This is a genomic window from Paucibacter sp. KBW04, assembly GCF_003852425.1.
GTDB lineage: Bacteria > Pseudomonadota > Gammaproteobacteria > Burkholderiales > Burkholderiaceae_C > Paucibacter_A.
This window is the reverse complement of sequence record NZ_QAJN01000001.1, coordinates 366,645-392,342: the sequence shown is the minus strand read 5'-3', so window position 1 is coordinate 392,342 and position 25,698 is coordinate 366,645. Positions and strand designations below refer to the sequence as shown.

The 25,698-nt window shown below is 63.6% G+C and carries 26 protein-coding genes; 15 read left to right on the top strand and 11 right to left on the bottom strand.

The features are described 5' to 3' along the window. Positions 1-15 precede the first annotated feature (15 nt). From DBR47_RS01785 to DBR47_RS01750, 8 genes are all read left to right on the top strand, one after another. Entirely contained in the window at positions 16-336 is a 321-nt protein-coding gene (locus DBR47_RS01785; RefSeq protein ID WP_124446270.1) for a hypothetical protein, read from the top strand. Between the two features lie 4 nt (positions 337-340). Continuing rightward, complete coding sequence (locus tag DBR47_RS01780; protein ID WP_124446269.1) at positions 341-565, top strand: DUF350 domain-containing protein; 225 nt, start codon at positions 341-343, stop codon at positions 563-565. Between the two features lie 124 nt (positions 566-689). Beyond that, a complete protein-coding gene (locus tag DBR47_RS01775) occupies positions 690-1,097 on the top strand; it encodes a PA2779 family protein (protein WP_124446268.1) in 408 nt (135 codons plus the stop codon). A 27-nt stretch (positions 1,098-1,124) separates the two neighbouring features. Next, entirely contained in the window at positions 1,125-2,060 is a 936-nt protein-coding gene (locus tag DBR47_RS01770; protein ID WP_197046811.1) for a PA2778 family cysteine peptidase, read from the top strand. 63 nt (positions 2,061-2,123) lie between these two features. Continuing rightward, a complete protein-coding gene (locus DBR47_RS01765) occupies positions 2,124-2,447 on the top strand; it encodes a YkgJ family cysteine cluster protein (RefSeq protein ID WP_124446266.1) in 324 nt (107 codons plus the stop codon). 37 nt (positions 2,448-2,484) lie between these two features. Next, on the top strand, positions 2,485-4,095 hold the full coding sequence (locus tag DBR47_RS01760; protein ID WP_124446265.1) for a polyamine aminopropyltransferase: 1,611 nt from the start codon (positions 2,485-2,487) through the stop codon (positions 4,093-4,095). 1 nt (position 4,096) lies between these two features. Next, positions 4,097-5,686, top strand: coding sequence for an FAD-dependent oxidoreductase (locus DBR47_RS01755; protein WP_124446264.1), 1,590 nt, complete (start codon positions 4,097-4,099; stop codon positions 5,684-5,686). Positions 5,687-5,839: 153 nt separating this feature from the next. Next, positions 5,840-6,370: a porin family protein gene (locus DBR47_RS01750; protein ID WP_197046810.1), complete on the top strand. Its 531-nt coding sequence runs from the start codon at positions 5,840-5,842 to the stop codon at positions 6,368-6,370. A gap of 107 nt (positions 6,371-6,477) precedes the next feature. On the opposite strand, the gene DBR47_RS01745 is transcribed toward DBR47_RS01750, so the two are convergent. Further along, positions 6,478-7,581 (bottom strand): questin oxidase family protein, encoded by a 1,104-nt coding sequence (locus DBR47_RS01745; protein ID WP_124446262.1) that lies wholly within the window; start codon positions 7,579-7,581, stop codon positions 6,478-6,480. Between the two features lie 96 nt (positions 7,582-7,677). Between DBR47_RS01745 and soxR the strand changes: the two genes are divergently transcribed. Beyond that, on the top strand, positions 7,678-8,202 hold the full coding sequence (soxR, locus tag DBR47_RS01740; RefSeq protein WP_124446261.1) for a redox-sensitive transcriptional activator SoxR: 525 nt from the start codon (positions 7,678-7,680) through the stop codon (positions 8,200-8,202). On the opposite strand, the gene speD is transcribed toward soxR, so the two are convergent. The 6 genes from speD to DBR47_RS01710 are packed head-to-tail and all read right to left on the bottom strand — an operon-like array spanning position 8,174 to position 14,074. Then, positions 8,174-8,563, bottom strand: a complete 390-nt coding sequence (speD, locus tag DBR47_RS01735; protein WP_124446260.1) for an adenosylmethionine decarboxylase — start codon at positions 8,561-8,563, stop codon at positions 8,174-8,176. The two genes, soxR and speD, sit on opposite strands and share 29 nt — an antisense overlap. An 18-nt stretch (positions 8,564-8,581) precedes the next feature. Beyond that, entirely contained in the window at positions 8,582-8,833 is a 252-nt protein-coding gene (locus DBR47_RS01730; RefSeq protein ID WP_124446961.1) for a MoaD/ThiS family protein, read from the bottom strand. 5 nt (positions 8,834-8,838) lie between these two features. Beyond that, a complete protein-coding gene (gene glp / locus DBR47_RS01725; protein ID WP_124446259.1) occupies positions 8,839-10,089 on the bottom strand; it encodes a gephyrin-like molybdotransferase Glp in 1,251 nt (416 codons plus the stop codon). Next, the gene (gene thrC, locus DBR47_RS01720; RefSeq protein ID WP_124446258.1) at positions 10,082-11,488 is read right to left on the bottom strand and encodes a threonine synthase; all 1,407 of its coding nucleotides are present in this window, start codon (positions 11,486-11,488) and stop codon (positions 10,082-10,084) included. Before thrC ends, glp begins: the two co-directional genes overlap by 8 nt. After that, on the bottom strand, positions 11,485-12,795 hold the full coding sequence (locus DBR47_RS01715; protein ID WP_124446257.1) for a homoserine dehydrogenase: 1,311 nt from the start codon (positions 12,793-12,795) through the stop codon (positions 11,485-11,487). The genes thrC and DBR47_RS01715 overlap by 4 nt, the downstream gene beginning before the upstream one ends. Before the next feature lie 52 nt (positions 12,796-12,847). Continuing rightward, a complete protein-coding gene (locus DBR47_RS01710; protein WP_124446256.1) occupies positions 12,848-14,074 on the bottom strand; it encodes a pyridoxal phosphate-dependent aminotransferase in 1,227 nt (408 codons plus the stop codon). Between the two features lie 228 nt (positions 14,075-14,302). Between DBR47_RS01710 and DBR47_RS01705 the strand changes: the two genes are divergently transcribed. The 4 genes from DBR47_RS01705 (at position 14,303) to DBR47_RS01690 (ending at position 18,309) form a co-directional block, all read left to right on the top strand. Continuing rightward, complete coding sequence (locus tag DBR47_RS01705) at positions 14,303-14,689, top strand: Mth938-like domain-containing protein (protein WP_124446255.1); 387 nt, start codon at positions 14,303-14,305, stop codon at positions 14,687-14,689. Positions 14,690-14,852: 163 nt separating this feature from the next. Then, the gene (locus DBR47_RS01700) at positions 14,853-15,335 is read left to right on the top strand and encodes a peroxiredoxin (protein ID WP_124446254.1); all 483 of its coding nucleotides are present in this window, start codon (positions 14,853-14,855) and stop codon (positions 15,333-15,335) included. 300 nt (positions 15,336-15,635) lie between these two features. After that, a complete protein-coding gene (locus DBR47_RS01695) occupies positions 15,636-17,360 on the top strand; it encodes a PhoH family protein (RefSeq protein ID WP_124446253.1) in 1,725 nt (574 codons plus the stop codon). A 100-nt stretch (positions 17,361-17,460) separates the two neighbouring features. After that, the gene (locus tag DBR47_RS01690; protein WP_197046809.1) at positions 17,461-18,309 is read left to right on the top strand and encodes an HAD family hydrolase; all 849 of its coding nucleotides are present in this window, start codon (positions 17,461-17,463) and stop codon (positions 18,307-18,309) included. 198 nt (positions 18,310-18,507) lie between these two features. On the opposite strand, the gene DBR47_RS01685 is transcribed toward DBR47_RS01690, so the two are convergent. Continuing rightward, positions 18,508-18,714, bottom strand: a complete 207-nt coding sequence (locus tag DBR47_RS01685; RefSeq protein ID WP_124446251.1) for a hypothetical protein — start codon at positions 18,712-18,714, stop codon at positions 18,508-18,510. A gap of 315 nt (positions 18,715-19,029) precedes the next feature. Then, positions 19,030-19,470 carry a YidB family protein gene (locus DBR47_RS01680; protein WP_124446250.1) on the bottom strand — a complete coding sequence of 147 codons (441 nt, stop codon included), beginning with the start codon at positions 19,468-19,470 and terminating at the stop codon, positions 19,030-19,032. A gap of 459 nt (positions 19,471-19,929) precedes the next feature. Between DBR47_RS01680 and DBR47_RS01675 the strand changes: the two genes are divergently transcribed. Together DBR47_RS01675 and DBR47_RS01670 are read left to right on the top strand one after the other, a co-directional pair. Next, entirely contained in the window at positions 19,930-20,748 is an 819-nt protein-coding gene (locus tag DBR47_RS01675) for a C40 family peptidase (RefSeq protein ID WP_370454853.1), read from the top strand. Positions 20,749-21,364: 616 nt separating this feature from the next. Continuing rightward, positions 21,365-22,972, top strand: coding sequence for a hybrid sensor histidine kinase/response regulator (locus DBR47_RS01670; protein WP_124446249.1), 1,608 nt, complete (start codon positions 21,365-21,367; stop codon positions 22,970-22,972). Positions 22,973-23,022: 50 nt separating this feature from the next. Here the strand turns inward: DBR47_RS01670 and DBR47_RS01665 are convergent, their stop codons facing one another. Together DBR47_RS01665 and paaZ are read right to left on the bottom strand one after the other, a co-directional pair. Beyond that, positions 23,023-23,538, bottom strand: a complete 516-nt coding sequence (locus DBR47_RS01665) for a hypothetical protein (protein ID WP_124446248.1) — start codon at positions 23,536-23,538, stop codon at positions 23,023-23,025. Between the two features lie 40 nt (positions 23,539-23,578). Further along, positions 23,579-25,633 (bottom strand): phenylacetic acid degradation bifunctional protein PaaZ, encoded by a 2,055-nt coding sequence (paaZ, locus tag DBR47_RS01660; protein ID WP_124446247.1) that lies wholly within the window; start codon positions 25,631-25,633, stop codon positions 23,579-23,581. Between the last annotated feature and the right edge of the window lie 65 nt (positions 25,634-25,698).

Here is a 25,698-nt window from a genome sequence, read left to right as displayed (position 1 = left end):
TCCTAGAGAAAAGATATGAACAAAAAGAGTGCGGCATCAAGATCGCCCTTGGGAAATTTCATCGCAGCGATTCCGACGGAGGACAAGACAGCGTTTGCTAACGAGGTAGGAAGCGACATTGCCTATCTCTATCAAGTCGCGGGAAAGAAGGATCCCAATCCAACTCTCAGACTAGCCATGAGCTTGCACACTGTGTCAAAAAAATGGGCTCGCAAACTCCATATTCCAGCACTGAGCTTTGAAGATCTTCTTGTCGGGAAACCCATGAAGAAACTTAGTTCAGAGCACCGCGGCCTTGAAGTACCGACCGTCGATCCATCTATGAAAGAGGACTGAGAACATGACTGGATTTGAATGGCTCAAGCCCGCCATCGTGCTGGGCTCCATCCTGTATGCCTTGATCGGCGTGCTGGTGTTCTGGATCAGCTTTATCGTCATCGACAAGCTGACGCCCTACAAGCTGTGGGAAGAAATCGTCGAGCGCAAGAACATGGCCCTGGCCGTCGTCGTGGCGGCCATGTGCATCTCCATCGGCCAGATCGTGGCGGCGGCGATTCACGGCTGAGCGCGGGCAAAAGCAGCGGCGTTTGAAACGAAGCGAGCGCTTTTGTCTCCGCATGTAAGAGTGCTTGGGTGCGGCGAGCAGGCTTTCTACACTCTGCAGCCCTGCTGACCCTCAAAGAACAACCATGGCCGCTCTGCAACGCCTCGTCGCCTCCACCCTGATCGTTTCCTGCACCCTGATGAGCTTGCCCCAGCAAGCCCAGGCCGCCATCGTCCCCACGGAGGCCTTGCTGGCCCCCGCGCCTCTGAGCGCAGCCCCCGACGCGGCCGCGGCCCGCGAGCGCGTGCAGAGCTTTTTTGGCCGTGAAGATGTGCGCCAGTCCCTGATCCAACAAGGCGTGGACACCGAGGCCGCGCTGAGCCGCGTGGCCGCCATGTCGGATGCAGAGGTCGCGCAACTGGCCGGTCGCATCGACCAAGCTCCCGCGGGGGGCGACGTTCTGGGCCTGGTCTTCACCGTCTTCATCGTGCTGCTGGTCACCGACATCCTGGGACTGACCAAGGTCTTCCCCTTCACCCGTTCGCTGCGCTGAGCCGCCTTGCAACAAGGATTGAAACGCTTGCGCAAGCCCGCCTCGGCGGGCTTGCTCATTTTGGCCGCCTGCTTGGGCCTGGCGGGCTGCGTGGCCCTGCCGGTGCAAGAGCTGCAAAGCCAATGGCCCGCCCAGCTGCCCAGCCGCGCCTTGCTAAGCCAAACGCCTTTTGTCGCGCAGCAAGAATTTGAATGCGGCCCGGCCGCCCTGGCCATGCTGATGCAGGCCGCGGGCCTGAAGATCGAGGCACAGCAGCTCGCACCCCAGGTTTTTGTGCCCGGCCGCCAAGGCTCGCTACAGGTCGAGATGCTGGTGGCCGCGCGTCGCCAAGGCCTGCCGGCCTACCTTTTGGCGCCCAAGCTGGAGGCCGTCTTGCAAGAGGTGGCCGCAGGCCATCCGGTGCTGGTGTTTCAAAACCTCTCCCTGCCCGTCTACCCGGTCTGGCACTACGCCGTGCTGATCGGCTATGACCGTGAGCGCGGCACGGTGACCCTGCATTCGGGCACGACGGCCGCCATGGAGATGTCGCTCTCGGCCTTTGAGCGCACCTGGGCGCGCGGCGAGCACTGGGCCATGGTGGCGCTTGCGCCCGAGCGCCTGCCCGCCAGCGCCGACGCGGCCAGCGCAGGCCGCGCCGTCGCCGCCCTGGAGCGCCTGCAGCCCCGGCCTGCGGCAATCGCCTATGCCAGCGCTTTGCGCCGCTGGCCCGGCGATCTGCTGCTGCAAATGGGCGCGGGCAATAGCGCCTACGCCCTGGGTGATTTGGCCGCTGCCGAGACGGCCTACCGGGCCGCCAGCCAGACTCACCCGCAGGCCGCCGACGCTTGGAACAATCTGGCTCAAGTCCTGTGGGAGCAGGGCAAAAAAGCGGCCGCCGCCCAGGCCATCGCCCAGGCCATACTGCTGGGCGGCCCCAGATTGGCGAGCTACCAAGCCCTGGCACTGCAAATCAAAGACGACTGAAAAACGCGGCTCATTTTTTGCAAAAATATCGGCCGAATTTTTGCAGCTGCTACGTTTTTTCTCATGACACTGCCTCGGCCCCTGGACCTCAACCCCTGCCAGCAATGCGGCGCCTGCTGCGCCCACTTCAGAGTTTCCTTTTACTGGGCCGATGCCCCCGATCTGGCGCCACAGTTGATTGAAAAACTAACGCCACACCTCGGCTGCATGCGAGGCAGCAACCAGGCCCGCCCGCGCTGCCAAGCCCTGAGCGGGGCGATCGGCGAGCAGGTCGCTTGCACGGTCTATGCGCAACGCCCCAGCCCCTGCAAAGAGGTGCAAGCGGGTGACGAGAAGTGCATCAAGGCCCGCGCGGCCCACAGTCTGCCCGCACTCGGCCTTGGCTGATGCTCGGGGCAGCCTCAAGCTGCGTTAACCTGCCGGCATGAGCCTCACGACGCCGCCCGAAAACTTCTTGCCTGAGCCCGCAAGTCCCGCCGATTCTTCAGCCGCCCAAAGCGCGCGCATCTCGCTGCACGAGCTGCTGCTCTTGGCCAGCGTCTTCGTGGTGGCGGCCTGCGGCCTGGTCTATGAATTGGCGGCCGGAGCCCTGGCCAGCTATCTGCTGGGCGACTCCATCCTGCAGTTCTCCACCATCATCGGCACCTATCTTTTCGCCATGGGCCTGGGTTCCTGGCTGAGTCGCTATCTGGAGCGGCAGCTGATCGCGCAGTTCCTCAAGATAGAGCTGCTGGTGGGCCTGATCGGCGGCCTGATGCCCGCCGCCCTCTTCGCCGCCCACAGCCTCCTGCCACCGGGCCAGCAAACCACCTTCCGGGTGCTGCTCTACGCCCTGGTGCTGCTGGTTGGCGCCCTGGTGGGCCTGGAGATCCCCCTGGTGATGCGCATACTGAAGAAGTACTTCAAGCAGCGCTATGCCTTGCGCGATCTGGTGTCCCAGGTGCTAACGTTTGATTACCTCGGTGCATTAGTCGTGGCCCTGGCCTTCCCTTTGCTGCTGGTGCCGCATCTGGGACTGGTGCGTACCGGCCTGTTCTTCGGCCTGTTGAACGCCTTTGTGGCGGTGTGGGCGCTCTACCTGTTTCGCTATGAGTTGCGCGCGCTCAAGAGCCATGCGCTGGCCTGCGCCCTGACCATCGCCACCCTGTCCGTGGCCATGTTCTACGCCGACCATCTGACGAGCTGGGCCGAGGACCGCTTCTACGGTGAGCACATCGTGTTGCGCGAAAGCTCGGACTACCAACGCGTGGTCGTGACCTCGGGCAATGCGGGCGTGCGCCTATTTCTGAACGGCAATCTGCAGTTCCATTCCAAGGACGAATACCGCTATCACGAGGCCCTGGTTCACCCCGCCATGGCCGGCCACGGTGCGCCCAAAAAAGTCCTGGTGCTGGGCGGCGGCGACGGCATGGCCGTGCGCGAGGTGCTGCGCTATGCCAGCGTGGAGAGCGTCACCCTGGTGGAGCTGGACCCGCATATGACGCGCTTGTTCTCTACCCTGCCCTTGCTGCGTCGACTCAACCAAGACGCCTTGCTCAGCCCCAAGCTCAAGATCGTCAACGCCGATGCCTTTGGCTGGCTGGAGCAAAGCAGCGAGGTCTTTGACGTCATCATCATCGACTTCCCAGATCCCAGCAATTTCTCTCTCGGCAAGCTCTACACCACCAGTTTTTATCAGCTGGTGGACCAGCACCTGAGTGCGGGCGGCTATGCCGTCGTGCAAACCACCTCACCCCTGATCGCCCGGCGCAGCTTCTGGACCGTGGTCAGCACCGTCGAAGCCGTGGGCCTCTCGACCACGCCCTATCACGCCCATGTGCCCAGCTTTGGCGAATGGGGTTTTGTCTTGGCCTCGCGCCGGCCCTGGGCGCCGCCGCGCAGCTTGCCGACGGGGCTGCGTTTCTTGACCCTGGATGGCGTGCCTGCCTTGCTCAATTTCCCGCCCGATATGGCCCGCCTGCCCACCGAGATCAACCGCCTCTCCAACCAGGCCCTGGTCCACGAGTTCGAGACCGAATGGGGCAAGGTGCACTGAGTTGAAACGACGCGAACTTCTCGCCCTGGGCGCGGCAAGCGCCCTGCTCAGCGCCTGCGATTCGGGGGCATCTGGCTTGCAAGGGGGCTGGGTCGGCGCCAGCCATGCGCGCGGTCACCGCCTGCGCCAAGCCCTGCCCCAAGGGCTGGCAGGCGGCCCGATCAAGCGTACCCACACCCTCATCATCGGCGGCGGGGTGTCAGGTCTTGCCTGTGCCCGGGCACTCAAGCGTTCGGGCATGGACGACTTCGCCCTGCTGGAGCTGGAGGACCAGGCCGGCGGCAATAGCCGAGGCCACCAGATGGCCGGCATGGCCTGCCCGCTGGGCGCCCACTACCTGCCCTTGCCGGGCAAGGACTCGCCCGAGGTCTATCAACTACTGGAGGATTTGGGCCTGGTGAGGCAGGAGCTGGGGCGGGCGGTGTTTGATGAACGCAATCTCTGCCACAGCCCGCAGGAGCGCTTGTTCTTCGAGGGGCAGTGGCATGAAGGCCTGCTGCCCCCTGCCCTCAGGCCCGAGACGCGCAGCCAATACCTGGGCTTTGCTGCGGCCGTAGCGCGGGCGCAGAAGGAGCTGGGCTTTGCCATGCCCACCCACCGTGCGCCCTGGACGGCGGGCCATCAGGCTCTGGATGCACAGACATTTGCGAGCTGGCTGGACGGCCAAGGCCTGAACGACGCCCAACTGCGCTGGTATCTGGACTATTGCTGCCGGGACGACTTTGGCGCCGCAGCCAGCGAAGTTTCCGCCTGGGCCGGCCTGCACTACTTCGCCAGCCGGCACGGCTTCCATCCGCCAGGCGACGAGACTCAGGAGCGCGAGGCCGTGCTGACCTGGCCGCAAGGCAATGCCTTCTTGACCCAGCAGATGGCGGCCGAAATCGGCCCCCAGCTGCACTGCGGCCGCAGTGTCTTGAAGATCGATGGCAGCGGCAGCAGCAAGCAAGGCTATGAGGTCTGGGCCTGGGATGAGGCCCGCCAAGTGCCCGAGCGCTGGCAGGCCCGCCAGCTGGTCCTGGCCACACCTTTGTTCATCGCGCAAAAATTGCTTGGGCGCGGCCAGTCCGCCGCTCTGGATGATGCCGCCCGGTTGATGAGTTACGCACCCTGGCTGGTGGCCAATCTGCAAACCCGTGGACCGCTGATGCAACGTGTGGGTGCCCCGCCCAGCTGGGACAATGTGATCTACGGCAGCGCAGCTCTGGGCTATGTGGACGCCTCACACCAAAGCCTGCGCCCCGACCCTGGGGCCACGGTTTTGACGGCTTACTGGGCCTTGCCCCAGGGGCAGCGCCCAGCCTTGCTGAAGGACAGCTGGCAGCAATGGACTCAGCGCGTTCTGCAAGAACTCGCCAGCGTCCACCCGGATCTGAGTGAGCAATTGCAGGCCGTGGCCCTGATGCGCTGGGGCCATGCCATGAGCATCCCGCGCCCCGGCACCCGCGGCGCGCCCGCCTTGCGGGCCTTGGCCAGCTCACAAACAGGCCAGCCAGGCCTGCATTTCGCGCATGCGGATCTTTCCGCCTACTCGGTGTTTGAAGAGGCCTACACCCACGGGGTCAAGCTGGCGGGCCGCTTGCGGCGGGGCTGAGTCGAGTCGCTTGCATTTGGAGGTAACTTTTACCTTCAAGCGGGTGATGGCTAGGCACAACAGCCCGGTCCGAAACCGCTTAATTGCTTTGCTAGGATGCGCGCCTTCCCGGCAACGGGAACTCTCTCATTCCATAGAAGAAAGCAGTCAACAATGAAGAAGATTTTTGCCGCCGCCGCCCTGAGCCTGATCGCCGCTAGCGCTTCCGCCGCTGGTAACGGCTGGTACGTGGGTGCTGACGTGGGCTCGACCAAGTTCAAGAACGAAGGCGAAACGATCACCAAGACCGGCTTCGGCGCTCTGGTGGGCTACAGCCTGAGCGAAAACGTGGCTTTTGAAGCCACCGTGCGTCGCCTGGGTTCCTGGGACGTCGACAGCGTCGACACCAGCGCCAATGCCCTGCAAGTCTCGGTGCTGGGCATTCTGCCCCTGGGCAATGGCTTCTCGCTGTACGGCCGCCTGGGCGCCAGCCGCAACTCCCTGGATGCCAGCTACCAGAACGTGACTGCCTCCGTCAGCTCGACCGAGGCCGTGTTTGGCCTGGGCGCCGCTTACCAGATCAACAACAACTTCAGCGTTCGCGCCGAGTACGCCGATCTGGGCAATAACAAAATCGAAGCCGGTAACTTCTCGACCAAGGTCAAGATCAACCAGTTCAACGTGGGCCTGAACTACGCGTTCTGATCGCATGCGCAATTGAAGCCGGCCCGGCTGCCCCGAGGCGCCGACCGCTTCAAACCCAGCCCCGCTCCGGCGGGGCTTTTTTTGTGCCTGCGGCCAACCAATCGACTTCAGTCCTGCGCCCTGGCACAAGCCAAGCGCACCGCCTGCAGATAAACCGAGGCATCGCCTGCGCGCAAAGCCTCTTGCTGGCAGGCGTAGACCAGCTTGATCAAATGGTCGTCCTTGGACTCCAGGGTCTGCGCAATCAAGTCGGGCCAGGCCCAGTTCTCCGTTTGCCTTTCACGCGCATCGCTACGCAAGGGCGTCAGATTGGCGGCCAGATAAGCAGCCGTGAAGTGTTCGGTCAGCAAGAGCTGCAAGTCCAGCGACGCTGGCAGCCAAGGCAGCAGCGCACGCAAGGCGCGCAGGCCGGTAATCATGTGCAGCACGGTGAAGTTGGCACTGCCGACATAGCTCTGCACCGCCAGGCGCGCGAACTGATCAAGTCGTTCCTGCGCGCTATCGGCCGCCAGCAAGCGACCCGCCAAACCTCGATAGATCGACGTTCGGCTGGCCTCCAGCATGCGCGCCGAGATCAGACCGGGCTGGCTGCGCCAGTGCCGAGCTTCAAGCTGGATTGCCAGGGCCCAGCTGTCAAAGGGCAGACGCTCACTTGCCGGCATTGCCGGGGCCGCCTCCAGGCGCTGCCAGCGCCAAGCCCAGTAGGCCAGACCCGCAGCCAGCTCGGGCTCGTAGCCAGAGGCCAAGGCGTGGGCGACACGAATCAGGCCGTGAAAAGCGGCGCCCGAGATGCCCGGGAGCAGATGCGGCACAGCCTCTCGCATCACGGCGTCCAGGCCTTGCGCGCGCAGAGCTTGCTGAAAATAGGCGAGCAAGACCGGGTAGGCCCCATCCCGCCCACGCAGGCTGAGCCAATCCTGCTCGGCCTCCTGGCCCCCATCCACGGCGATTGGGTGCTCAGCCTCGGCGTCAAAGTGGCTGCGGTAGCTGGCAAAGAAGCGTGCCATCTGCGCTTCGCTCGCCCCCAGGCCGTGCAGGGCTTGCAAGACCATGGGCAGATGATTGCTCAAGCCTTGCCGGTACTCGGGCGGGAGGGCCAGGCCCTGGGCCAACAAGCGGTGCAAGGCCTGCAAGGAAGCCGGCTCCGGCGCGGCCGAGCTTGGCGCATGAGAAGCTGCAAATTTGCGGGAAGACATGAGTTCGATCTGCATGATGTTGTCCGGCCTCGTGGGTGGTGAGGCCTCTATACTCAAAGTTAAAGTGAACTTGATGTCAATACCCGCACACAAGAATTCCTGGATCTCGCCATGACAAAACCTGATGTTGTGATTCCGATCGGTGAGCTGGCCCGCCGCAGCGGCGTGGCGGCCAGCGCCCTGCGCTTTTACGAGGAGCAAGGGCTTTTGCAAAGCAAGCGTAGTGAATCGGGTCGGCGCCACTATCTGCGCAGCGATCTGCGCCGCGTGGCGTTTTTGCGGGCGGCGCAGAACGTGGGCTTGAGCCTGGAACAGATCCGCAGCGCCCTGCAGACCCTGCCCGATGCGCGCACGCCCACCCCGGCGGACTGGGAGCGCCTCTCGCGCGGCTGGCGACCCTTGCTGGATGCGCGCATCGCCGAGCTAACGCGGCTGCGCGACCAACTCAGCGCCTGCATAGGCTGCGGCTGCCTGTCCTTGAGCAAGTGCGCGCTTTACAACCCGGCGGATGCGGCGGCCCTGCGCGGCACGGGGGCGCGCTATCTGCTGGGGGATTCGTCCAAAGAGGTGTTGGCGGCGCTGGAAAAACCCCAGGCCAAGACAAGCCTCAAGGCGCCGCCTCGCCACCGCGCATGAGGCGCTGACGAAGGGCCTGCTCGGGCGCGAAGGCCGCGATCAAGACTTCCATCAAGGCCTCGGCCCTGGCGCTATTGTCCTGGCCCAGATTGCAAACGTAGACGTCCAGAGTCACACCGCCCAGTTCGGGCCAGGTGTGGACCGCCAGATGCGATTCGGCCAGCAAGACCACGCCGGTGACGCCGCTCTGGCTCTCGCCAGGCGCCGGGAAAAATCGGTGGAACAACTCGCCCACAGGGCTCAAGCCCGCGCGCTCCACCGCCGCCAAGCACAGCCCACGCAAGGCCTCGGGCGCGAGCAGCAAGGCGCGGCTATGCGCCGCGCAGCCGCGCAGATCGGCGGTGAGATGCAGGCCTTGCACGTGCTCTCGGGCGGGGGATCAGCCGCCGGTCACCGGCGGAAAGAAGGCCAACTCGGCATCGGCCGAGATCAGCGCATCTTCAGCGCACAAGGTCTGATTGAGCGCGCAACGCAAGGCCCGCGTGCGGGCCAGCGCTTGGCCATGGGCGTCGGAGCGCTGCAACAGCAGATCGCGCACCTGGCCCACGGTCCGAGCGCTCTCCAGCACCAGGTTTTCGCCCGCGCCCAGTTGCTCGCGCAGCGAGGCGAAGTAGCGCAGCTGAATCTGAATAGCCATCAGGACAGCAACTCGCTGAAAGGAATGAAACGCACGCTCTGGCCCTGGCTGAAGGTTTGGCCCGCCGGGTTGTCCAGCAAGCCATCGGCCCACACAGCCGAGCTGAGCACGCCCGAGCTTTGATTGGCGAACAAGTCCAAACCGCCCTGCTCGTTCAGGCGCACCCGCAGGAACTCACGGCGGCGGTCGGCCCGGGGCCAGTCGAAATCGGCGCGCAGCTGATAGGCACGCGGCGTTAGTTGACGCGCACCCTGCAGGCGCAGAATCACCGGTCGCACCAGCAGCATGAAAGTCACCAGGCTGGAGACCGGATTGCCCGGCAGGCCAATGAACCAGGCCTTCTCGTCCGCCGACGCCGGACGGCGCACTTCGCCAAACGCCAGGGGCTTGCCCGGCTTGATGGCGATCTGCCAAAGGTCCAAGCGCCCTTCGGCCTGCACGGCGGGACGCAGATGATCTTCCTCGCCCACCGAGACACCGCCCGAGGTGATGATGAGATCGGCCTGGGCGGCCGCATCGCGCAAGGCGGCGCGGGTGGCGTCCAGCCGGTCGGGGACTATGCCCAGGTCGATGACCTCGCAGCCCAGGCCTTGCAGCAAGGCCCGCAGGGTGAAGCGATTGGAGTTGTAGATAGCGCCGGGCTTGAGCGGCTCGCCCGGCATCACCAGTTCGTCGCCGGTGGAGAACAGGGCCACACGAGGGCGAGACCTAACGGTCAATTGCGCAGCACCCACCGTCGCCGCCAGCCCCAGGGCCGCAGCGTCCAAGCGTGTGCCGGCGGGCAGGACGACGGCGCCCTGCGCCACATCCTCGCCACGACGACGTATCCATTGCCCGGCCGTGACCGATGCATTGACGCGAACCTGCCCCAGGCCCTCGGCCGCTGGCAATGCCTCGCATTGCTCTTGCATCACGACGGCGTCAGCACCCAGGGGGATTTGCGCGCCGGTGAAGATGCGGGCGGCCGTGCCTAGCGCCAGCTCCAGCCCCACGACACCGGCTGGTACCCGCTGCGAGACCGGCAATATCGTGCCGAGCGTGCTCACATCAGCGGCACGCAGGGCATAGCCATCCATGCTGGTGTTGTCAGCCGGCGGCACATCGAGCAGGGAACGCACTTCTTGCGCCAGCACCCGACCCAGGGCTTCTTGCGTGGGCAAGGTCTGGGTATGAGCCAGCGGCTGAACGGCGTCCAGCAGCCGGCCCAAGGCCTCATCCAAACTCTGCAGAGGTGGGCGCGGATCAGACATGGGCTTGCACAAAAGCCTTCACGGCGGCCACATCCACAGGCATCACGGTCACGCGCTTGGGCAAGGCCTCGATGGCCTCCAGGCCCGCGGGGCGCGAGGGCTCGACGCCAATCGCTTCCACGATGGTGGCAGCGAATTTGGCGGGCAAGGCGGTCTCCAGCACCAACATGGGAATGCCAGGCTGCAGGTTTTGCAAGGCCACCTTCAGGCCGTCGGCCGTGTGGGTGTCGATGATGAGGCCGTAGTCCTTGTAGGCCTGACGAATCGTGGCCAGGCGGTCGGCATGGCTGCTGGAGCCGGACACAAAGCCATAGCCTTGAATGGCGGCAAACTGCTCGGCATTCAGCTCGAAGCGGCCCTTCTCGGCCAGGCCCGCGCCAAACATCTGCTTGAGCTGCGCGCCGTCGCGGCCGAGCAGATCGAAGACAAAGCGTTCGAAATTGCTGGCCTTGGAGATGTCCATCGAGGGGCTGGAGGTCTCATGCGTTTCCGCACTGCCGCGCACGCGATACACGCCCGTGCGGAAGAACTCGTCCAGCACATCGTTCTCGTTGGTGGCCACCACCAGATGCGCAATCGGCAAACCCATCATGCGGGCCACATGGCCGGCGCAGACATTGCCGAAATTGCCCGAGGGCACGGTGAAGCTGAGCTTTTCCTCGTTCGAGCGAGTGGCCTGGAAGTAGCCCGCAAAGTAGTAAACCACCTGGGCCAGCAAGCGCGCCCAGTTGATGGAGTTGACCGTGCCGATGCGGTACTTGCGCTTGAATTCGAGGTCATTGCTGACTGCCTTGACGATGTCCTGGCAGTCGTCAAACACGCCCTCGATGGCGATGTTGTGGATGTTCGCGTCTTGCAGGCTGAACATCTGCGCCTGCTGGAAGGGGCTCATGCGGCCATGCGGGCTGAGCATGAAGACCTTCACCCCAGCCTTGCCGCGCATGGCGTATTCGGCCGCGCTGCCGGTGTCGCCCGAGGTGGCACCCAGGATGTTGAGGGTCTCGCCGCGCCGCCCCAGCTCGTACTCAAACAGCTGACCCAGCAGCTGCATGGCCATGTCTTTGAAGGCCAGGGTCGGGCCATTGGACAGGGCTTGCAGGGCCAGGCCGGGCGCCAGGGGCTTGAGCGGGGTGATCTCGGTCGTGCCAAACACCTCGGCGGTATAGGTGCGGCGGGTGATGGCGCGCAGGTCTTCGGCCGGGATGTCGTCGATGTACAGCGACAAAATCTCGAAGGCCAGGTCGGCGTAGGCCAGACCGCGCCAGCGCGTCAGGGTGGCGGCATCGATCTTGGGATAGCTGACCGGCAAATAGAGGCCGCCATCGGGGGCCAGGCCCTCCAGCAGGATCTCGCAAAAGCGGCGTTCGGTCTTGTCGCCGCGGGTGCTCAAATACTTCATGCCAAGTCTTCCTTGCGGATGCGCACGATGGGCGCCAGCACCGTCGGCAGGCCTTGCATCTGGGCCAGGGCCTTGTTCATGCGGCCTTCCACGGTTTCGTGGGTCAGGATGATGAGGTCGGTCTGCTTCTCACCGTCGGCCGACTCGCGCTGCAGCATGCCGTCGATCGAAATATTGTGTTCGGCCAAGATGGTGGTGATGCGCGAGAGCACGCCCGCTTCGTCCGCCACGCGCATGCGCAGGTAGTAGCCCGAGATCACCTCTTCCATAGGCAGGATGGGGGTGTTGCTCATGGCATCGGGCTGGAAGGCCAAATGGGGCACGCGGTGGTCCGGGTCGGCCGTAGCCAGGCGGGTGATGTCCACCAAATCGGCCACGACGGCCGAGGCGGTGGGCTCGGCGCCCGCGCCCTTGCCGTAGTAAAGCGTGGTGCCCACGGCATCGCCCTGCACCAGCACCGCATTCATGGCGCCTTCCACATTGGCGATCAAGCGATTGGCCGGCACTAGGGTCGGGTGCACCCGCAGCTCGATGCCGTTCTCGCGTCGACGCGTGTGACCCAGGAGCTTGATGCGATAACCCAGTTGTTCGGCGTACTTGATGTCAGCCGCTTGCAGCTGGGTGATGCCTTCCACATAGGCTTTGTCGAACTGCACAGGCACGCCAAAAGCAATCGCACTCATCAAGGTCAGCTTGTGAGCAGCGTCCACGCCTTCGATGTCGAAGGTGGGGTCGGCCTCGGCATAGCCCAGGCGTTGGGCTTCCTTGAGCACGACGCCAAAGTCCAGACCCTTGCTGCGCATCTCGGACAAGATGAAATTGGTGGTGCCGTTGATGATGCCGGCGATCCACTCGATGCGGTTGGCCGTCAGGCCTTCGCGCAAGGCCTTGATGATGGGGATGCCCCCGGCCACCGCCGCCTCAAAAGCCACCATCACGCCCTTGGCGCGTGCAGCTTCAAAAATCTCGGTGCCATGCACGGCCAGCAAGGCCTTGTTGGCCGTCACCACATGCTTGCCCTGGGCAATCGCGGCCAGCACCAATTCGCGGGCCAGATCGCAACCACCAATGGTCTCGACGACGATATCGATTTCGGGGTTGTTGATGATGGCGTAGGGGTCGGCGGTGACGATGGCCGTATCACCAACCACGGCCTTGGCCGCCGCCACATCGCGGCGGCACACCATGCTCACCTCGATGCCACGGCCGGCGCGGCCCCGGATCTCGGCCTGATTGCGCTGCAGCACATGGAAGGTGCCGCTGCCCACGGTGCCAATGCCCAACAAGCCAACTTTGATCGCGTTCATGGAAAGTCTTCTCTAACGTTTATTTCGGGTGGATTCGGTGCAGCTGGCGTCTTCAAGTGCCGTGGCGCTTGCGGTAATGCGCCAGAAAGCGTTCGATGCGGCCGATCGCTTCACGCAAATCGTCCACATTGGGCAAGAACACCAGTCGGAAGTGATCGGGGGCTGTCCAGTTGAAGCCCGTCCCTTGGACGATCAACACCTTTTCCTCGGCCAGCAACTCGTAAGCAAATTGCTGGTCGTCCTCGATCGGATAGATCTTGGGGTCCAGGCGCGGGAACATATAGAGCGCGGCCTTAGGTTTGACGACGCTGACACCCGGAATCTGGTTCAGCAAGTCATAGGCCAGGTCGCGCTGGCGGCACAGGCGGCCCGTGGGGGCCACCAGGTCCTTGATGCTTTGATAGCCGCCCAAGGCGGTCTGGATGGCCAATTGCCCCGGCGTGTTGGAGCACAGGCGCAGGCTGGCCAGCATATTGAGGCCGTCGATATAGTCTTTGGCGTGGCGTTTCTCGCCCGAGACCACCATCCAGCCGGCGCGGTAGCCGCAGGAGCGGTAGTTTTTGGACAGGCCGTTGAAGGTGACGAACAAAACATCATCGGCCAGGCTGGCCATGGAGACGTGAATATTGCCGTCGTACAAGGTCTTGTCGTAGATCTCGTCGGCAAACACGATCAGCTGATGCTGACGGGCCAACTCGATGATGTCCAACAAGACCTGGGTCGGGTACAGAGCGCCAGTCGGGTTGTTGGGGTTGCAAACGATGATGCCGCGGGTGCGCGGGGTGATCTTGGAACGAATGTCCTCGATATCCGGCGTCCAGCCCGCTTGCTCATCGCAGGCGTAATGCACCGGCCGGCCGCCGCTCAGGCCCACCACCGCGGTGTAGAGCGGGAAATCGGGCGAGGGAATCAGCATTTCGTCGCCGTCGTTGAGCAAAGCTTGCATGCTCATCTGGATCAGCTCGGAGGCGCCGTTACCTAAATAGACGTCATCAATCGTGACTCCGCGAATCTGCTTCTCCTGGCAGTAATGCACCACCGCCTTGCGCGGGGCAAACAAGCCCTTGGAGTCGGTGTAGCCGGCGGCCGCGGGCAGATTGCGGATCATGTCCTGCACGATCTCGTCGGGCGGCTCCAGGCCAAAGGCGGCGACATTGCCGATATTGAGCTTGATGATCTTCTGACCCTCTTCCTCCATCTGCCTGGCCTTGTCCAGAACGGGTCCACGAATGTCGTAGCTGACATTGGCAAGCTTGGCGGACTTGGCTATCGGTTTCAAAGCATGGACTCCTGGGCGGGGGCTGAAGAGGCGGTTTTCAGGCAGACGTTGGGGGGCAAGAAAGACCGGGACGCGGCAATGCTGCGCTGCAAAACATACAATTTAATCACAGGGTAGCAGGCCCCAGCGCGGGCCCAGACCCCGGCTGAGCCGCCCCTATCGGCTTGAGCCCTGCCCTCAGCCCTCCCACAGCCTCTAGAAGAGAACGCCCACAGGCGCGCTTCAGCCATGAAATTTCAACTCGATGAGCCGCAAGGCGGCAATAGCATCTCCCGCCACGACGGGCGCAATGTCTGGGTCAACGGGGTTCAGCACAGCGCCAGCCTGCTGGTGCCCTGGCGCGGCGAGGCGCAAGCTTGGGCGCTGACCCGCTTCGAGGATTTGACCGAGGCCCACTTCGAACAAGTCTTGGCCTGCAAGCCGGAGTTGGTCATCTTTGGCAGCGGCAGCCGCATCCGTTTTGCCAAGCCGGCGCTGTATCAAAGCCTGATTCAGGCGCGCATCGGCGTTGAAACCATGGATTTAGCGGCCGCCTGTCGCACATACAACGTACTGGCCAGCGAGGGTCGCACCGTCTTGGCCGCACTTTTGATCGAATCGGACGCCGCAGTTTGAAGTGAGAGCCCGTCCCGGGCCAAAGTCAATCACCTAAAAGGGCTGTGTGTTGGCGCCAGTTCACGCCAAGACCGTGCGCTAAGCGGCGAATTCGGAGGGCTCTGCAGTTCAACGTATAATCTACGGCTATGCCTACCCGGGCGCATCATACCCATAACGCCACATGACGCCAGCGCTCAACAAACCTCTCCCGGAAATTGAAGCCCTCGCCACCGGAGGCGTGAAGTTCACACCACATACCTATTCAGGTCAAGCCGTGGTGTTGTACTTCTACCCAAAGGACAACACGCCAGGATGTACCACGGAGGCGATGCAGTTTCGTGATCGCCACAAGGACTTCGTCAAAGCCGGTGCGGTTGTGTTGGGAGTCTCCCGTGACAATATGGTCTCGCACGAAAAGTTCAAGCAAACGCTGGAACTGCCCTTCGAGCTGATTGCCGACACGGAAGAAAAGCTCTGCCATATGTTTGGCGTGGTCAAGAACAAGATCATGTACGGCAAGAAGGTCAAGGGCATCGAACGCTCCACCTTCCTGATCGACGCCTCGGGCGTGCTGCGTGCCGAATGGCGCGGCATCAAGGTCGCCGGCCATGTGGACGAAGTCCTGAAGGCCGTCAAATCCCTGTCCAAGAAAGAAGCCGCTTAATCACGGCCCAGGGTCGGCAAGTCCGATCCAAACTCGGAACTTAGCAAAAGCCGATCCGGTTCATGGCCGTGATCGGCTTTTTTATGCACTCAAGCCGGCCTCTGTTGCTTGAATGACTCGCCCAGGCGAGTCGGTTGGGCCTCTCGGCGCTTTGTGCATAATGGGTCCATGCCCGAGCGCCGCGAAGCCAAAGAAACCAAAAAGCCGTACAGCTGCCTGTGCGGCTTTTGTCTTTTTGCACGCGGGTTTCCTTCTGTAGACCTCCAGGTTGGCCTCCGCTGACCCGAACCACAGCCCACCATGCCTCTGCCCAAAGCTCCGACCAAACGCGCTGCCCGCCTCGAGACCTCCGCTTTTGAAACCACGCCGGCGGTCAGCAAGCCCGGCACCCAGCGCCAGACCCCGCTGGCCAAGGTGGCCAGCAAGACGATCTCCAGCAAAACAAGCGCCTCGGCCACCCCGACCAAGGCCAGCGCCGCAGCGCGTGCCGCCGTAGACAGCAGCCCCGCCGTGCAAACCACTTTTGCTCCGGCGCCAGCGCCCGCACTCGTGTCCCGCAAGCCAGCCGAGGTTTCGGCCACGGCGCAAAAGCCCAAGGCCCGCAAGAAGAATGCGCACGCCGGTGACAAGCCCAAGCTCTTTGTGCTGGACACCAATGTGCTGATGCACGATCCGATGAGCTTGTTCCGCTTCGAGGAGCACGACATCTACCTGCCCATGATCACGCTGGAAGAGCTGGACGGGCATAAAAAGGGCATGACCGAGGTCGCACGCAATGTGCGCCAGGTCAGTCGCGAGCTGGACGCTTTGGCCGGCGGTCTGCAAGGCAGCAGCATCGCCGAGATGGCCAAAGGCATGCCACTGGACCACACCGGTCACCGCGAGGCGGGTGGAAAGCTCTTCTTCCAGACCCAGCTGATCGACACCCCGCTGCCCGCCGGCTTGCCCCAGGGCAAGGCGGACAACCAGATTCTGGGCGTGGTCCAGGCCCTGAAGCTACAGCAACCCGAGCGCGAAGTGGTGCTGGTGTCCAAAGACATCAATATGCGCATCAAGGCGCGCGCCCTGGGTCTGGCGGCGGAAGACTACCGCAATGACAAGACCCTGGAAGACTCCGACCTGCTCTACACCGGCGTGCAAGCCCTGCCCGCCGACTTCTGGGAGCGCCATGGCAAGACCATGGAAAGCTGGCAGCAAGGCGGCCTGACCTTCTACCGCATCAGCGGCCCCTTGGTGCCCTCGCTGCTGGTGAATGAGCTGCTTTATCTGGAAGCCCCCGGCGCCGCACCGCTTTACGCCAAGGTGATGGAGATCACCGGCAAAACCGCCGTGCTGCGCACCCTGAAGGACTACGGCAATCAGAAGCATGCGGTCTGGGGCGTCACCGCCCGCAACCGCGAGCAGAACTTTGCCCTCAATCTGCTGCTGGACCCGGATTGCGACTTCGTCACCCTGACCGGCACGGCCGGCACCGGCAAGACCTTGATGACCTTGGCTGCGGGCCTCAGCCAGGTGCTGGATGAACGCCGCTACTCCGAGATCATCGTCACCCGGGTCACCGTGCCGGTGGGCGAGGACATCGGCTTCCTGCCCGGCACCGAGGAAGAGAAGATGGGCCCCTGGATGGGTGCGCTGGACGACAACCTGGAGGTGCTGGCGCGTGGCGACAATGCCGCCGGTGAATGGGGCCGTGCCGCCACCAACGACCTGGTGCGCAGCAAGATCAAGATCAAGAGCCTGAACTTCATGCGCGGCCGCACCTTCTTGAACAAATACGTCATCATCGACGAGGCGCAAAACCTGACGCCCAAGCAGATGAAGACCTTGATCACCCGCGCCGGCCCCGGCACCAAGATCGTCTGCCTGGGCAATCTGGCCCAGATCGACACGCCCTATCTGACCGAAGGCAGCTCGGGCCTGACTTATGCGGTGGACCGTTTCAAGGGCTGGGCCCATAGCGGCCACATCACCCTGGCGCGCGGCGAGCGCTCGCGCTTGGCAGACTTCGCCTCGGAAGTCCTTTGAAGCCTTAAGCCAGCACCTGGCCCCGTGCCTCACGGGGCACAATGCCAAGGGCGGCTTCGAGCCGCCCTTTTCTATTCCAGTTTCAATTCACTCAAGGCCTATGACGCTTTACGTCTCCGATCTCGACGGCACCTTGCTGGACGCCCAAGGCCGCCTCGCGGACAGCACCCGCCTGGGCCTGACCCGGTTGCTGGACGAGGGTCTGCTGTTCACCGTGGCCAGCGCCCGTCATGTGACATCCATCCGTCAGATTCTGGGCGACCTGCCCCTGCGCCTGCCCGTCATCGGCTCCAATGGCGCCTATATCAGCGATATGGCCAGCGCCCGGCACGAGATCGTCCATGCGATTGAGCCCGACCTGGCCCAGGCCGTCTTCGCCCTGATCCGCCAACACGGCCTGATGCCATTCGTTTCCACCCATGGCGCGCAAGGCGATCAGCTTTTTTACCAATCGGTGCACAACGAAGCGCAGCAGAGTTTTGTGGACGAGCGCCTGCGCAACTCAGACCCGCGCCTGCGCCACAGTCCACGCATGCAAGATGTGCTGAGCGACCCGGCGGTGACCCTGGTGGTGGTGGACCGGGAAGGCCCCTTGGCCGAGCTACAAGCAGCGATCGACGCGATGTGCGGCGAGCAGGTAGAAACCCATCTGGCCGAAGACCTCTACAAACCCGGCTGGCCTTGGCTGACGGTGCATGACCGCCGTGCCACCAAGGACCAGGGCATCAAGACCCTGGCCCAACGCTATGGGCTGGAGGACAAGGAAGTGGTTGTCTTCGGCGACCACGTCAACGATATCAAGATGCTGCGCGCCGCTCACCGGGGCATTGCGGTGGAGAACGCCATTCCCGCGGTCAAACGCGAGGCCCATCAAGTCATCGGCCACCACCACGAGGACAGCGTGCTGCGCTTCATCACCGAGGACTGGCAGGCCCGCGGCCGGCGCTAGGAGTCTGCGCGGCAGAAGGCGTCGATAGCGAGAAGTGGCCCCAGCGAGGCCAGTTTTTGCCGGATTTGCAGCCCCATAGCGGGGCTATGGGGCAAAAAGCCGGTGAACACGAAGTGAGGCAAAGCCAAAAGTGGACCGCTGCGGTCGCTTCGTAGCCGACGATTCTTCTGCCGCGCAGACTCCTAGGCCGAGCAGGCGCTAATTGTCCCGCCCGCGCGCCTTGACTCGGTCAAAGAGCTGATCGCTTTCCGCCACCGCCGCCTTGCAGGCCGCGGCGTCGATCTCGAACTGGTAGTCACGCAAAAGCAGCGACATCTCCATCAGTTTGTCGCGCAAGGCATGCAAGCCCTCGACGACGCTGGCGTACTGCACTTTGGGCTGGGCATCAGGGCTTTGGGAATTCATGGATCACTCCAAATGCGTGAAGGCTATGGCGCCCATCTTCGGCGCTTGGCAAGCGACGGCAACCCCGCGAATGCCGGGCCGCGCGCCACGCGGCGGCCGCCAAATGCCCGTCAGCCAAGCAGCCCAGGAGTCCGACAAAAGCGGGCCTAGTACCAGCGCTTCCCCTATGAAAAGCCAATAGAAAAGCCCTGCGGACTCGCGCCCCAGGGCTTTCAAGAACGGGCTTGCTGCAACTCGCCAGCAAGGGTCATCCCGTCACGGAATCCGGGGACAGCAACAGCCTCCCCACACAAGGCCTTGAGCCCCCAAAGCGCCTCAAACTTGCTTGAGCAAACCGCCCAGCATGCCGGCCAAATCACCCAGATTGCCCGCACCGGCCTGTGGCAGCTGACCGTTGGGGGTCAGATGGTCGATGATTTGCGGCAGCCATTGAGCCAGCTGCGCTCCCACCTCACCTTGAGACACACCGGCCTGCGCCGCCAGCTTGCCAATGACATCGGAGCCCAGGGCAGAGCTGAGCTGATCGCCCGACACCGGCAGATTGGCGCCGGTCGAGATCCAGCTTTTCACCTGCTCGGCCAGACCCGAACCCTGCAAATGCTGCAAAAGACCGGCCAAGCCCCCATGCTGCGAGCCGTTGGCCAGCAGGCTTGAGGCCAGGCTGATCCAATCCACGCCGCCCGCCTGCCCCGAAGCGCCCTGGCCACCAGCCATCGCCTGCGCGGCAGCACCCAGCAAAGAATCCATCAAACCCATGATCAAACCCCTTGAAAGCAAAATTCGGTGCGATTCACCGCCCGCCATTGTGGGTCAGCAATGGTTCCCATCGGTGACAAAAGGTGGGACAAGCAAAATCCGCCCTCCCCCAGGGGCCCAAGGGTTCGCTGCTGGCAAGTCCCGGGAAATTCGGGCAAAACACCGGAACTCGCGCTTGATCTGCGGCAAGAACAGGCCAAGGATTACACAAAGCACAGCAATTCGGGCCTGGCGCTCGGCGGCCCAGCGCAAGGCCTGTGTTCAAATCGGGGCCAATCCTTGTACTTTTGATGCGATCTCGACCGGGGGCCTGGCATCCCTCTCGGACTTTCCCTCGGTCATCGCCACATTGCTTGACACTCTCGACAGCCGCCCCCTAAGCTGCGCGCCGAACCTATGCTCGACGCCCGCAACCTGCTCCCTCAATCAAACCCTTCTTCATGCAAGCCCACGGGCCGCGTGGGGAAAGCTTTCGCCCGGCCCGTCTTGCTGGCTTGTGCACTGGGATTGCTGAGCACGGCGGCGCTGGCCCAACAAAGCAATAGCGCCAGCAAAACCCCGCCGCCCGGCACCATGACCGGGGCCTGGGGGCAAAGCCTTTTGCAAGGAGGAGTGGCCGCCACTGCTGGCAACAAGCCCAAGAATTCAAGCAACCCAAGCACGGCCAACACCCAGACCTTGCCAGACAGCCCGGCACCCTCGGCCCAGGCCAAGGCGATGGACGCCAACCTGCCGCCCCTCGCCAGCCTGGACGGCGGGCCGACCGCGGCCAATGCCAACGACCCGGTCAGCCGCTTTCTGCAAGAACGTGGCCTGCTGGCGCAAGCCCAGGGTGAATCCAGCAAGCTCCTGAACCAGGTGCGGGACGGCGCTTCGGACATGGTGCTGTCGGCCATGAACTTTCTGGGCGTGCGCTACACCCGTGGCGGCAATAGCGCCGAAACCGGCTTCGATTGCAGCGGCTTCACCCGCCACATCTTTGAGAACAGCGTGGGCCTGATCCTGCCCCGCCGCGCCGACGAGCAAGCCAAGCTGCCCAGCCTCTTGCAGGTCAAGAAAGAAGAGCTCAAGCCGGGCGACTTGGTGTTCTTCAACACCATGCGCCGGACCTTCTCGCACGTGGGCATCTATGTGGGCGAAGGCAAGTTCATCCACTCACCCCGCGTCGGCGGTGCCGTGCGGGTGGAAGATATGCGCGAGGCCTACTGGTCCAAGCGCTTCACCGGCGCCCGCCGGGCCGATCTGAAGAACGCGGCGGCCAAGGCCGCGGCCGAGTAGGCCCACGCCTACCCTCCCCCCCCCCCCCCCCCCCCGCAAGCTAGGGGGAGCCTCAAATGCCACCCTGGACTCCGCGTCCAGCCCCGTGCTTTACTGGGCCAAGCCCATTCCTGCCCTGCGCTCGCGCGCACTCGCCCAAACGCCGCTCCAAGCCCCATGTCTGAAGCCTCTGACACGCAGACGATGGCGGCAGCCGCAAGCAATGTGGACTACCCCGCATTGGCGGCGCTGAGGTTCCAAAAGCCTTTTCCCCCTGTTCTTGAGCAAGCATTTCACGCCGAGTTCGATGCCCGGGTGATGCCTTTGCGGCGGACCATCAGCTGGACCGGCTTCTTGCTGTGGCTGTCTTTTCTGCTCTGGGACTATCTGCTGCTGCACAACAGCCCCGGCTATGCCGAGGTGGCCGGCCCGATGAATGCCTTGCGCATCGCCATCTTCGGCCTGCAGTGTTTTTTGCACTGGCTGCACTTCTCCGCTTCCAGCCCCATGCAGGGCTCCAAATACTCCGACCACTTTGTGGTGTTGGGTGGCTGCCTGACTTTTGGCGGCCAATGCCTCTTAACCCTGATGGCGCCCGGCCCCNNNNCCCCATGGGCAGGACTATTTCGTTGCCGGCATGCTGGTGATCGTGGCCGCCTGCTCGGGGCTGTACTGCATTCGGGTCAAGGCCGCCATCTTGATGACAGCGGTGCAGACCTTGATGTGTTTTGCCACCATGGTCTGGCTGTACCGCCACCCCAGCCAAGGCCCGATCGACACCAAGGCCTTGCTGCCCTACCCCATCGGTTTTTCGGTCTATATCGTGGCCAGTATGTTGATTGGCTGCGCGGTCTGCCAACTGATTGAAATCATGGCCCGCCGCACCTTCGCCACCCACCATATGCTGGAGTTGCGCAACCAGGCGGCGGCCAAACATGGGGCCGATCTGCAAGTGCTCAACGAGGCCCTGGCCGCCTCCAGCCGCGAAGCCCAGGCGCGGCTGGAAGCGGTGATCGAGTTGAAGGAACGCTTGCGCCACGATGCCGAACAGCGCAGCAGCGAGAAATCGCAATTCATCGCCAACGCGGTGCATGATTTGCGCCAGCCGGTGCAGGCCATCGTCAACGCCCTGGTGCCGGTCACCATCGCCATCAAGAACAATGAGCGTGCCGACGCGCTGGAGCTGCTGGACCTCTCACGCCGCGCCATTTTGTCCATGCAGGAGCAGCTGTCGGCCATTCTCGACATCTCGCAGCTGGAGTCCGGTCGGGTGCAGCCTGTCCTGAAACAAGTGGACTTGCGCCAAGAATTGAGCCAAATCGCCGCCGAGGTCCAAGGCCTGGCCGAGCAATTCAAGGTCGACTTCCAACTCCGCCTGCCCTTGGCCGATGGGTCAGAGCAGCGCGAACTCTGGGTGCGCAGCGACCCCTTGTTCCTGCGCCGCATCCTGGTCAATCTGATCAGCAACGGCGCCAAATACCGGCGCGGCTCGGACGAGGTGGCGGCCTTTGTGCGACTGAGCGTGGCGCGTGAGGGTGAGGACTACCGCATCTCGGTGCAGGACAATGGCCTGGGCATCACGCCCAAGCTGCTGGAGCAAGGCAGCATCTTCCAGCCCTTCTTCCAGGCCAACAACCACCTGGCCCAGGGCGACAAAGGCGTGGGCCTGGGTTTGACCATTGTGCGGGCGCTGACGGCCTTGCTGCCCGGTCACCGCCTGCAAGTGCAGTCGGAACCAGATCAAGGCAGCTGCTTCTCCCTGCTTTTGCCCTGCTCAGCGACGAGTGAGCAACTCGCATTGCCGACCGGCGATGAGGCCCACCCCAGCGCCAGCCTGAGCCCCGAGCTCGGGCCCAGCGGCCTCTACACCCTGCTGGTCGAAGACGATGAGCTGGTGCGCATGACCACCTTGCGTCTGCTGCAGTCCTTGCACATCTGCTGCGAGGCCTTCGCCAGTTATGAGTGCTTTGAAGCGGCGCTGGACGCCTTGGAACGTGTGCCCGAGGTGGTGCTGAGCGACTACCGCCTGCCCAACGGCCGCACCGCCGTCGATGTGCGCCAGGCTTTGATAGACCATGGCCTGGATTCGGCCATGGTGGTGTTCTCCGGGGAGACGGCCGATCTGTCCTTGCTCGACGCGCTGGCCGGCGTGCCGACCTTGCGCAAACCCATGTCGTCGGAACTGCTGATGCAAGCCCTGCTGCGTGCGGCACAACAGGGCGCGCAGCGCAGAGGCGCTACCTAGTAGAGAAGACGAAGGAGGCGGGACGAAGCCGACGGGCGGATGGGCCGGCCTCAGTCTCCGCCCGAGTCGGGCCGGGAAAAATCGCTCTCCACCCACTGACGGGCCGAGCTTTCGGTGAACTTGAAGCCCGCGCCCACGCGCAGCTGGGCCAGCAATTCGCCCGCCTCATTCTTGGCGCTCAGCGTGGCATAGGGGTTGTCTTCATCGGGCACGATGTCGAACAAGACCTGCACCCGCCCCTGCTCCACATCCAGCTTCAAGCTCTTGTGCAGGCGCGCATGCAGCTGCTGCTCGTGGCGGCGCAGGACCTCGGAGGCGGTTTTGACCAGGGTGTGAAAGGCGTTCACATCCAGGGGCTTGGGGTTCTTTTTGTCGCGCCCCATGGTCCAGGGGCCGACCAAGGCGGGCTCTTGCTCGCCGGCCAGAGTCATGGCCACGGCCCAGCCCTCGTCGTCTTCGTTCTTGATGATCTGGGCGGTCCAGCGCTCGTCGCGCCAGAGGCGGGGTTCCTGCACCCAGGTGTCTTCGTCGTTGAGGCAGATGTCGGTGATTTGTTCGGTACTCATGCGCCTGAAGGTATCACGAACATCTGCCCTCCCAGACCAGTCAGGCGGGCTTCTTGGCCACCAGAGTCAGGATGTCATAGCTGGCCACCAACTCGCCGCGCTGGTTCATCACCTGCACGTCCCAGGCCACCACGCCTTGCGGGGGTTGATCGGGGCGATTGCCTCGGTCAATGCGCCGCTTGCAGGTCAGACGGGCCTGGATGGTGTCGCCAATCGCCACCGGGTTCACAAAGCGCAAGGTGTCCAAGCCGTAGTTGGCCAAGACTGGGCCGGGCGCGGGTGAGACGAACAAGCCGGCGGCGGCCGACAGCACAAAGTAGCCGTGCGCGATGCGCTGGCCGAACTGCGTGTCCTTGGCCGCCACTTCGTCGAAGTGCATATAGAAGTAGTCGCCCGAGACGCCACCGAAGTTGACGATATCGGCCTCGCTGACCGTGCGGCGATGCGTCAGCAGCGAGTCACCAATCTGGATCTCTTCAAAGTACTTACGGAAGGGATGGACGGCGTCTTCCTGCACCTTGGCGCCGCGCTGGTACTCGCCGGTGATGGCGCTGATCATGGTGGGGCTGCCCTGCACCGCGCAGCGCTGCAGATAGTGCTTGACCGAACGGATGCCGCCCAACTCCTCGCCACCACCCGCGCGGCCTGGGCCGCCATGCTTGAGCTGAGGCAGGGGTGAGCCGTGACCGGTCGATTCCTTGGCGGCATCGCGGTCCAGCACCAGGATGCGGCCATGGAAAGCCGCCGCGTGATAGACCGCCTGCGCCGCGATGGCCGGGGTCTTGGTAACCACCGAACCGACCAGGCTGCCACGTCCCTTGGCCGCCAGGCTCAAGGCTTCGTCCAGCTCTTGATAAGGCATCAAAGTTGAGACGGGGCCGAAGGCTTCCAAGTTGTGCACCTGCTGGTTGGCGAAAGGATCGCGGCACAGCAGCAAGGTGGGCGAGAAGAAGGCACCGCCACTCACGCCCTCACCCACCGGGGCGAAGCCGTCCTTGGCACCAAAAACCACTTCATTGCCAGCGCTCAGCAGGGCCACGCGCTCGACGACGTCGGCCTGCTGGGCCAGGGAAGCCAGGGCGCCCATGCGCACGCCTTCCACGGACGGGTCGCCGACCTTGATCTTGGCCAGGCGCGCGCGCAGGGCGTCGGCGACGGCGTCGATATGGCGAGCGGGCACAAAGGCGCGGCGGATGGCCGTGCACTTCTGGCCGGTCTTGGCCGTCATCTCGCGCGCCACTTCCTTGATGAAGAGCTCGAACTCGGGGTCACCGGCCTCCACATCGGGGGCCAGGATGGCGCAGTTCAGGCTGTCCGCTTCGCCGTTGAAGGGGATGGAGCGGGCAATCAAATTCTTGTTGACCCGCAGCATGGCGGCGGTGTCGGCCGAGCCGGTGAAAGTGACCACATCGGTCTCTTCCAAACGGTCCAGCAGATCGCCGGAGCCGCCCACGATCAGCTGCAAGCTGCCCGCCGGCAGGAGGCCGCTCTCATGAATCAGGCGCACGCAGGCCTCGGCCACAAAAGAGGTGGCGGTGGCGGGCTTGACGATGCAAGGCATGCCGGCCAGGAAGCTGGGCGCGAACTTTTCCAACATGCCCCACATGGGGAAGTTGAAGGCATTGATGTGCACCGCCACGCCGCGCTTAGGCGCGAGGATGTGGGAGCCGATGAACTGGCCTTCCTTGCTCAGCGGGATGGCCGGGCCTTCGTGAAACACATTGCTGGAGGGCAGCTCGCGGCGGCCCATGCTGGCGTAGGCGAACAAGGTGCCGATGCCGCCCTCGATATCGATCCAGTTATCGCTGCGAGTGCCGCCGGTATGGGCCGAGATGGCGTACAGCCCCTCTTTGCGCTCCAGCAGATAAGTGGCCAGGGCTTTGAGCAAAGCAGCGCGCTGCTGAAAGTCCAGCTTCAGCAGCGCGGGCAAGGCCTGGCCACGGGCGAATGCCAGGCTCTCGCCAAAGTCGATTTCGTCCGCATGGGTGAGCGCCACCGCATGACCGTTGATGGCGCTGTGCAGCGCACGCGCCGCTTGGCTGCCAACCCAACGATTGGCAATCAGGCTTTGAAGAATGGGAGGGGTGACGCTCATGGCGGATCTCAAACTAAGTATTGGCTCTACGAATCGCAGAGGCCGTCATTGACAAACGGATCGGG

What these genes read in the sequence shown, in the direction of transcription:
- DBR47_RS01785 (WP_124446270.1), top strand. Translation starts at nt 16, where the DNA reads ATGAACAAAAAGAGTGCGGCATCAAGATCGCCCTTGGGAAATTTCATC.
- DBR47_RS01780 (WP_124446269.1), top strand. Translation starts at nt 341, where the DNA reads ATGACTGGATTTGAATGGCTCAAGCCCGCCATCGTGCTGGGCTCCATC.
- DBR47_RS01775 (WP_124446268.1), top strand. Translation starts at nt 690, where the DNA reads ATGGCCGCTCTGCAACGCCTCGTCGCCTCCACCCTGATCGTTTCCTGC.
- DBR47_RS01765 (WP_124446266.1), top strand. Translation starts at nt 2,124, where the DNA reads ATGACACTGCCTCGGCCCCTGGACCTCAACCCCTGCCAGCAATGCGGC.
- DBR47_RS01760 (WP_124446265.1), top strand. Translation starts at nt 2,485, where the DNA reads ATGAGCCTCACGACGCCGCCCGAAAACTTCTTGCCTGAGCCCGCAAGT.
- DBR47_RS01750 (WP_197046810.1), top strand. Translation starts at nt 5,840, where the DNA reads ATGAAGAAGATTTTTGCCGCCGCCGCCCTGAGCCTGATCGCCGCTAGC.
- DBR47_RS01745 (WP_124446262.1), bottom strand. Translation starts at nt 7,581, where the DNA reads ATGCAGATCGAACTCATGTCTTCCCGCAAATTTGCAGCTTCTCATGCG.
- soxR (WP_124446261.1), top strand. Translation starts at nt 7,678, where the DNA reads ATGACAAAACCTGATGTTGTGATTCCGATCGGTGAGCTGGCCCGCCGC.
- glp (WP_124446259.1), bottom strand. Translation starts at nt 10,089, where the DNA reads ATGTCTGATCCGCGCCCACCTCTGCAGAGTTTGGATGAGGCCTTGGGC.
- thrC (WP_124446258.1), bottom strand. Translation starts at nt 11,488, where the DNA reads ATGAAGTATTTGAGCACCCGCGGCGACAAGACCGAACGCCGCTTTTGC.
- DBR47_RS01715 (WP_124446257.1), bottom strand. Translation starts at nt 12,795, where the DNA reads ATGAACGCGATCAAAGTTGGCTTGTTGGGCATTGGCACCGTGGGCAGC.
- DBR47_RS01705 (WP_124446255.1), top strand. Translation starts at nt 14,303, where the DNA reads ATGAAATTTCAACTCGATGAGCCGCAAGGCGGCAATAGCATCTCCCGC.
- DBR47_RS01700 (WP_124446254.1), top strand. Translation starts at nt 14,853, where the DNA reads ATGACGCCAGCGCTCAACAAACCTCTCCCGGAAATTGAAGCCCTCGCC.
- DBR47_RS01695 (WP_124446253.1), top strand. Translation starts at nt 15,636, where the DNA reads ATGCCTCTGCCCAAAGCTCCGACCAAACGCGCTGCCCGCCTCGAGACC.
- DBR47_RS01690 (WP_197046809.1), top strand. Translation starts at nt 17,461, where the DNA reads ATGACGCTTTACGTCTCCGATCTCGACGGCACCTTGCTGGACGCCCAA.
- DBR47_RS01685 (WP_124446251.1), bottom strand. Translation starts at nt 18,714, where the DNA reads ATGAATTCCCAAAGCCCTGATGCCCAGCCCAAAGTGCAGTACGCCAGC.
- DBR47_RS01680 (WP_124446250.1), bottom strand. Translation starts at nt 19,470, where the DNA reads ATGGGTTTGATGGATTCTTTGCTGGGTGCTGCCGCGCAGGCGATGGCT.
- DBR47_RS01670 (WP_124446249.1), top strand. Translation starts at nt 21,365, where the DNA reads ATGCTGGTGATCGTGGCCGCCTGCTCGGGGCTGTACTGCATTCGGGTC.
- DBR47_RS01665 (WP_124446248.1), bottom strand. Translation starts at nt 23,538, where the DNA reads ATGAGTACCGAACAAATCACCGACATCTGCCTCAACGACGAAGACACC.
- paaZ (WP_124446247.1), bottom strand. Translation starts at nt 25,633, where the DNA reads ATGAGCGTCACCCCTCCCATTCTTCAAAGCCTGATTGCCAATCGTTGG.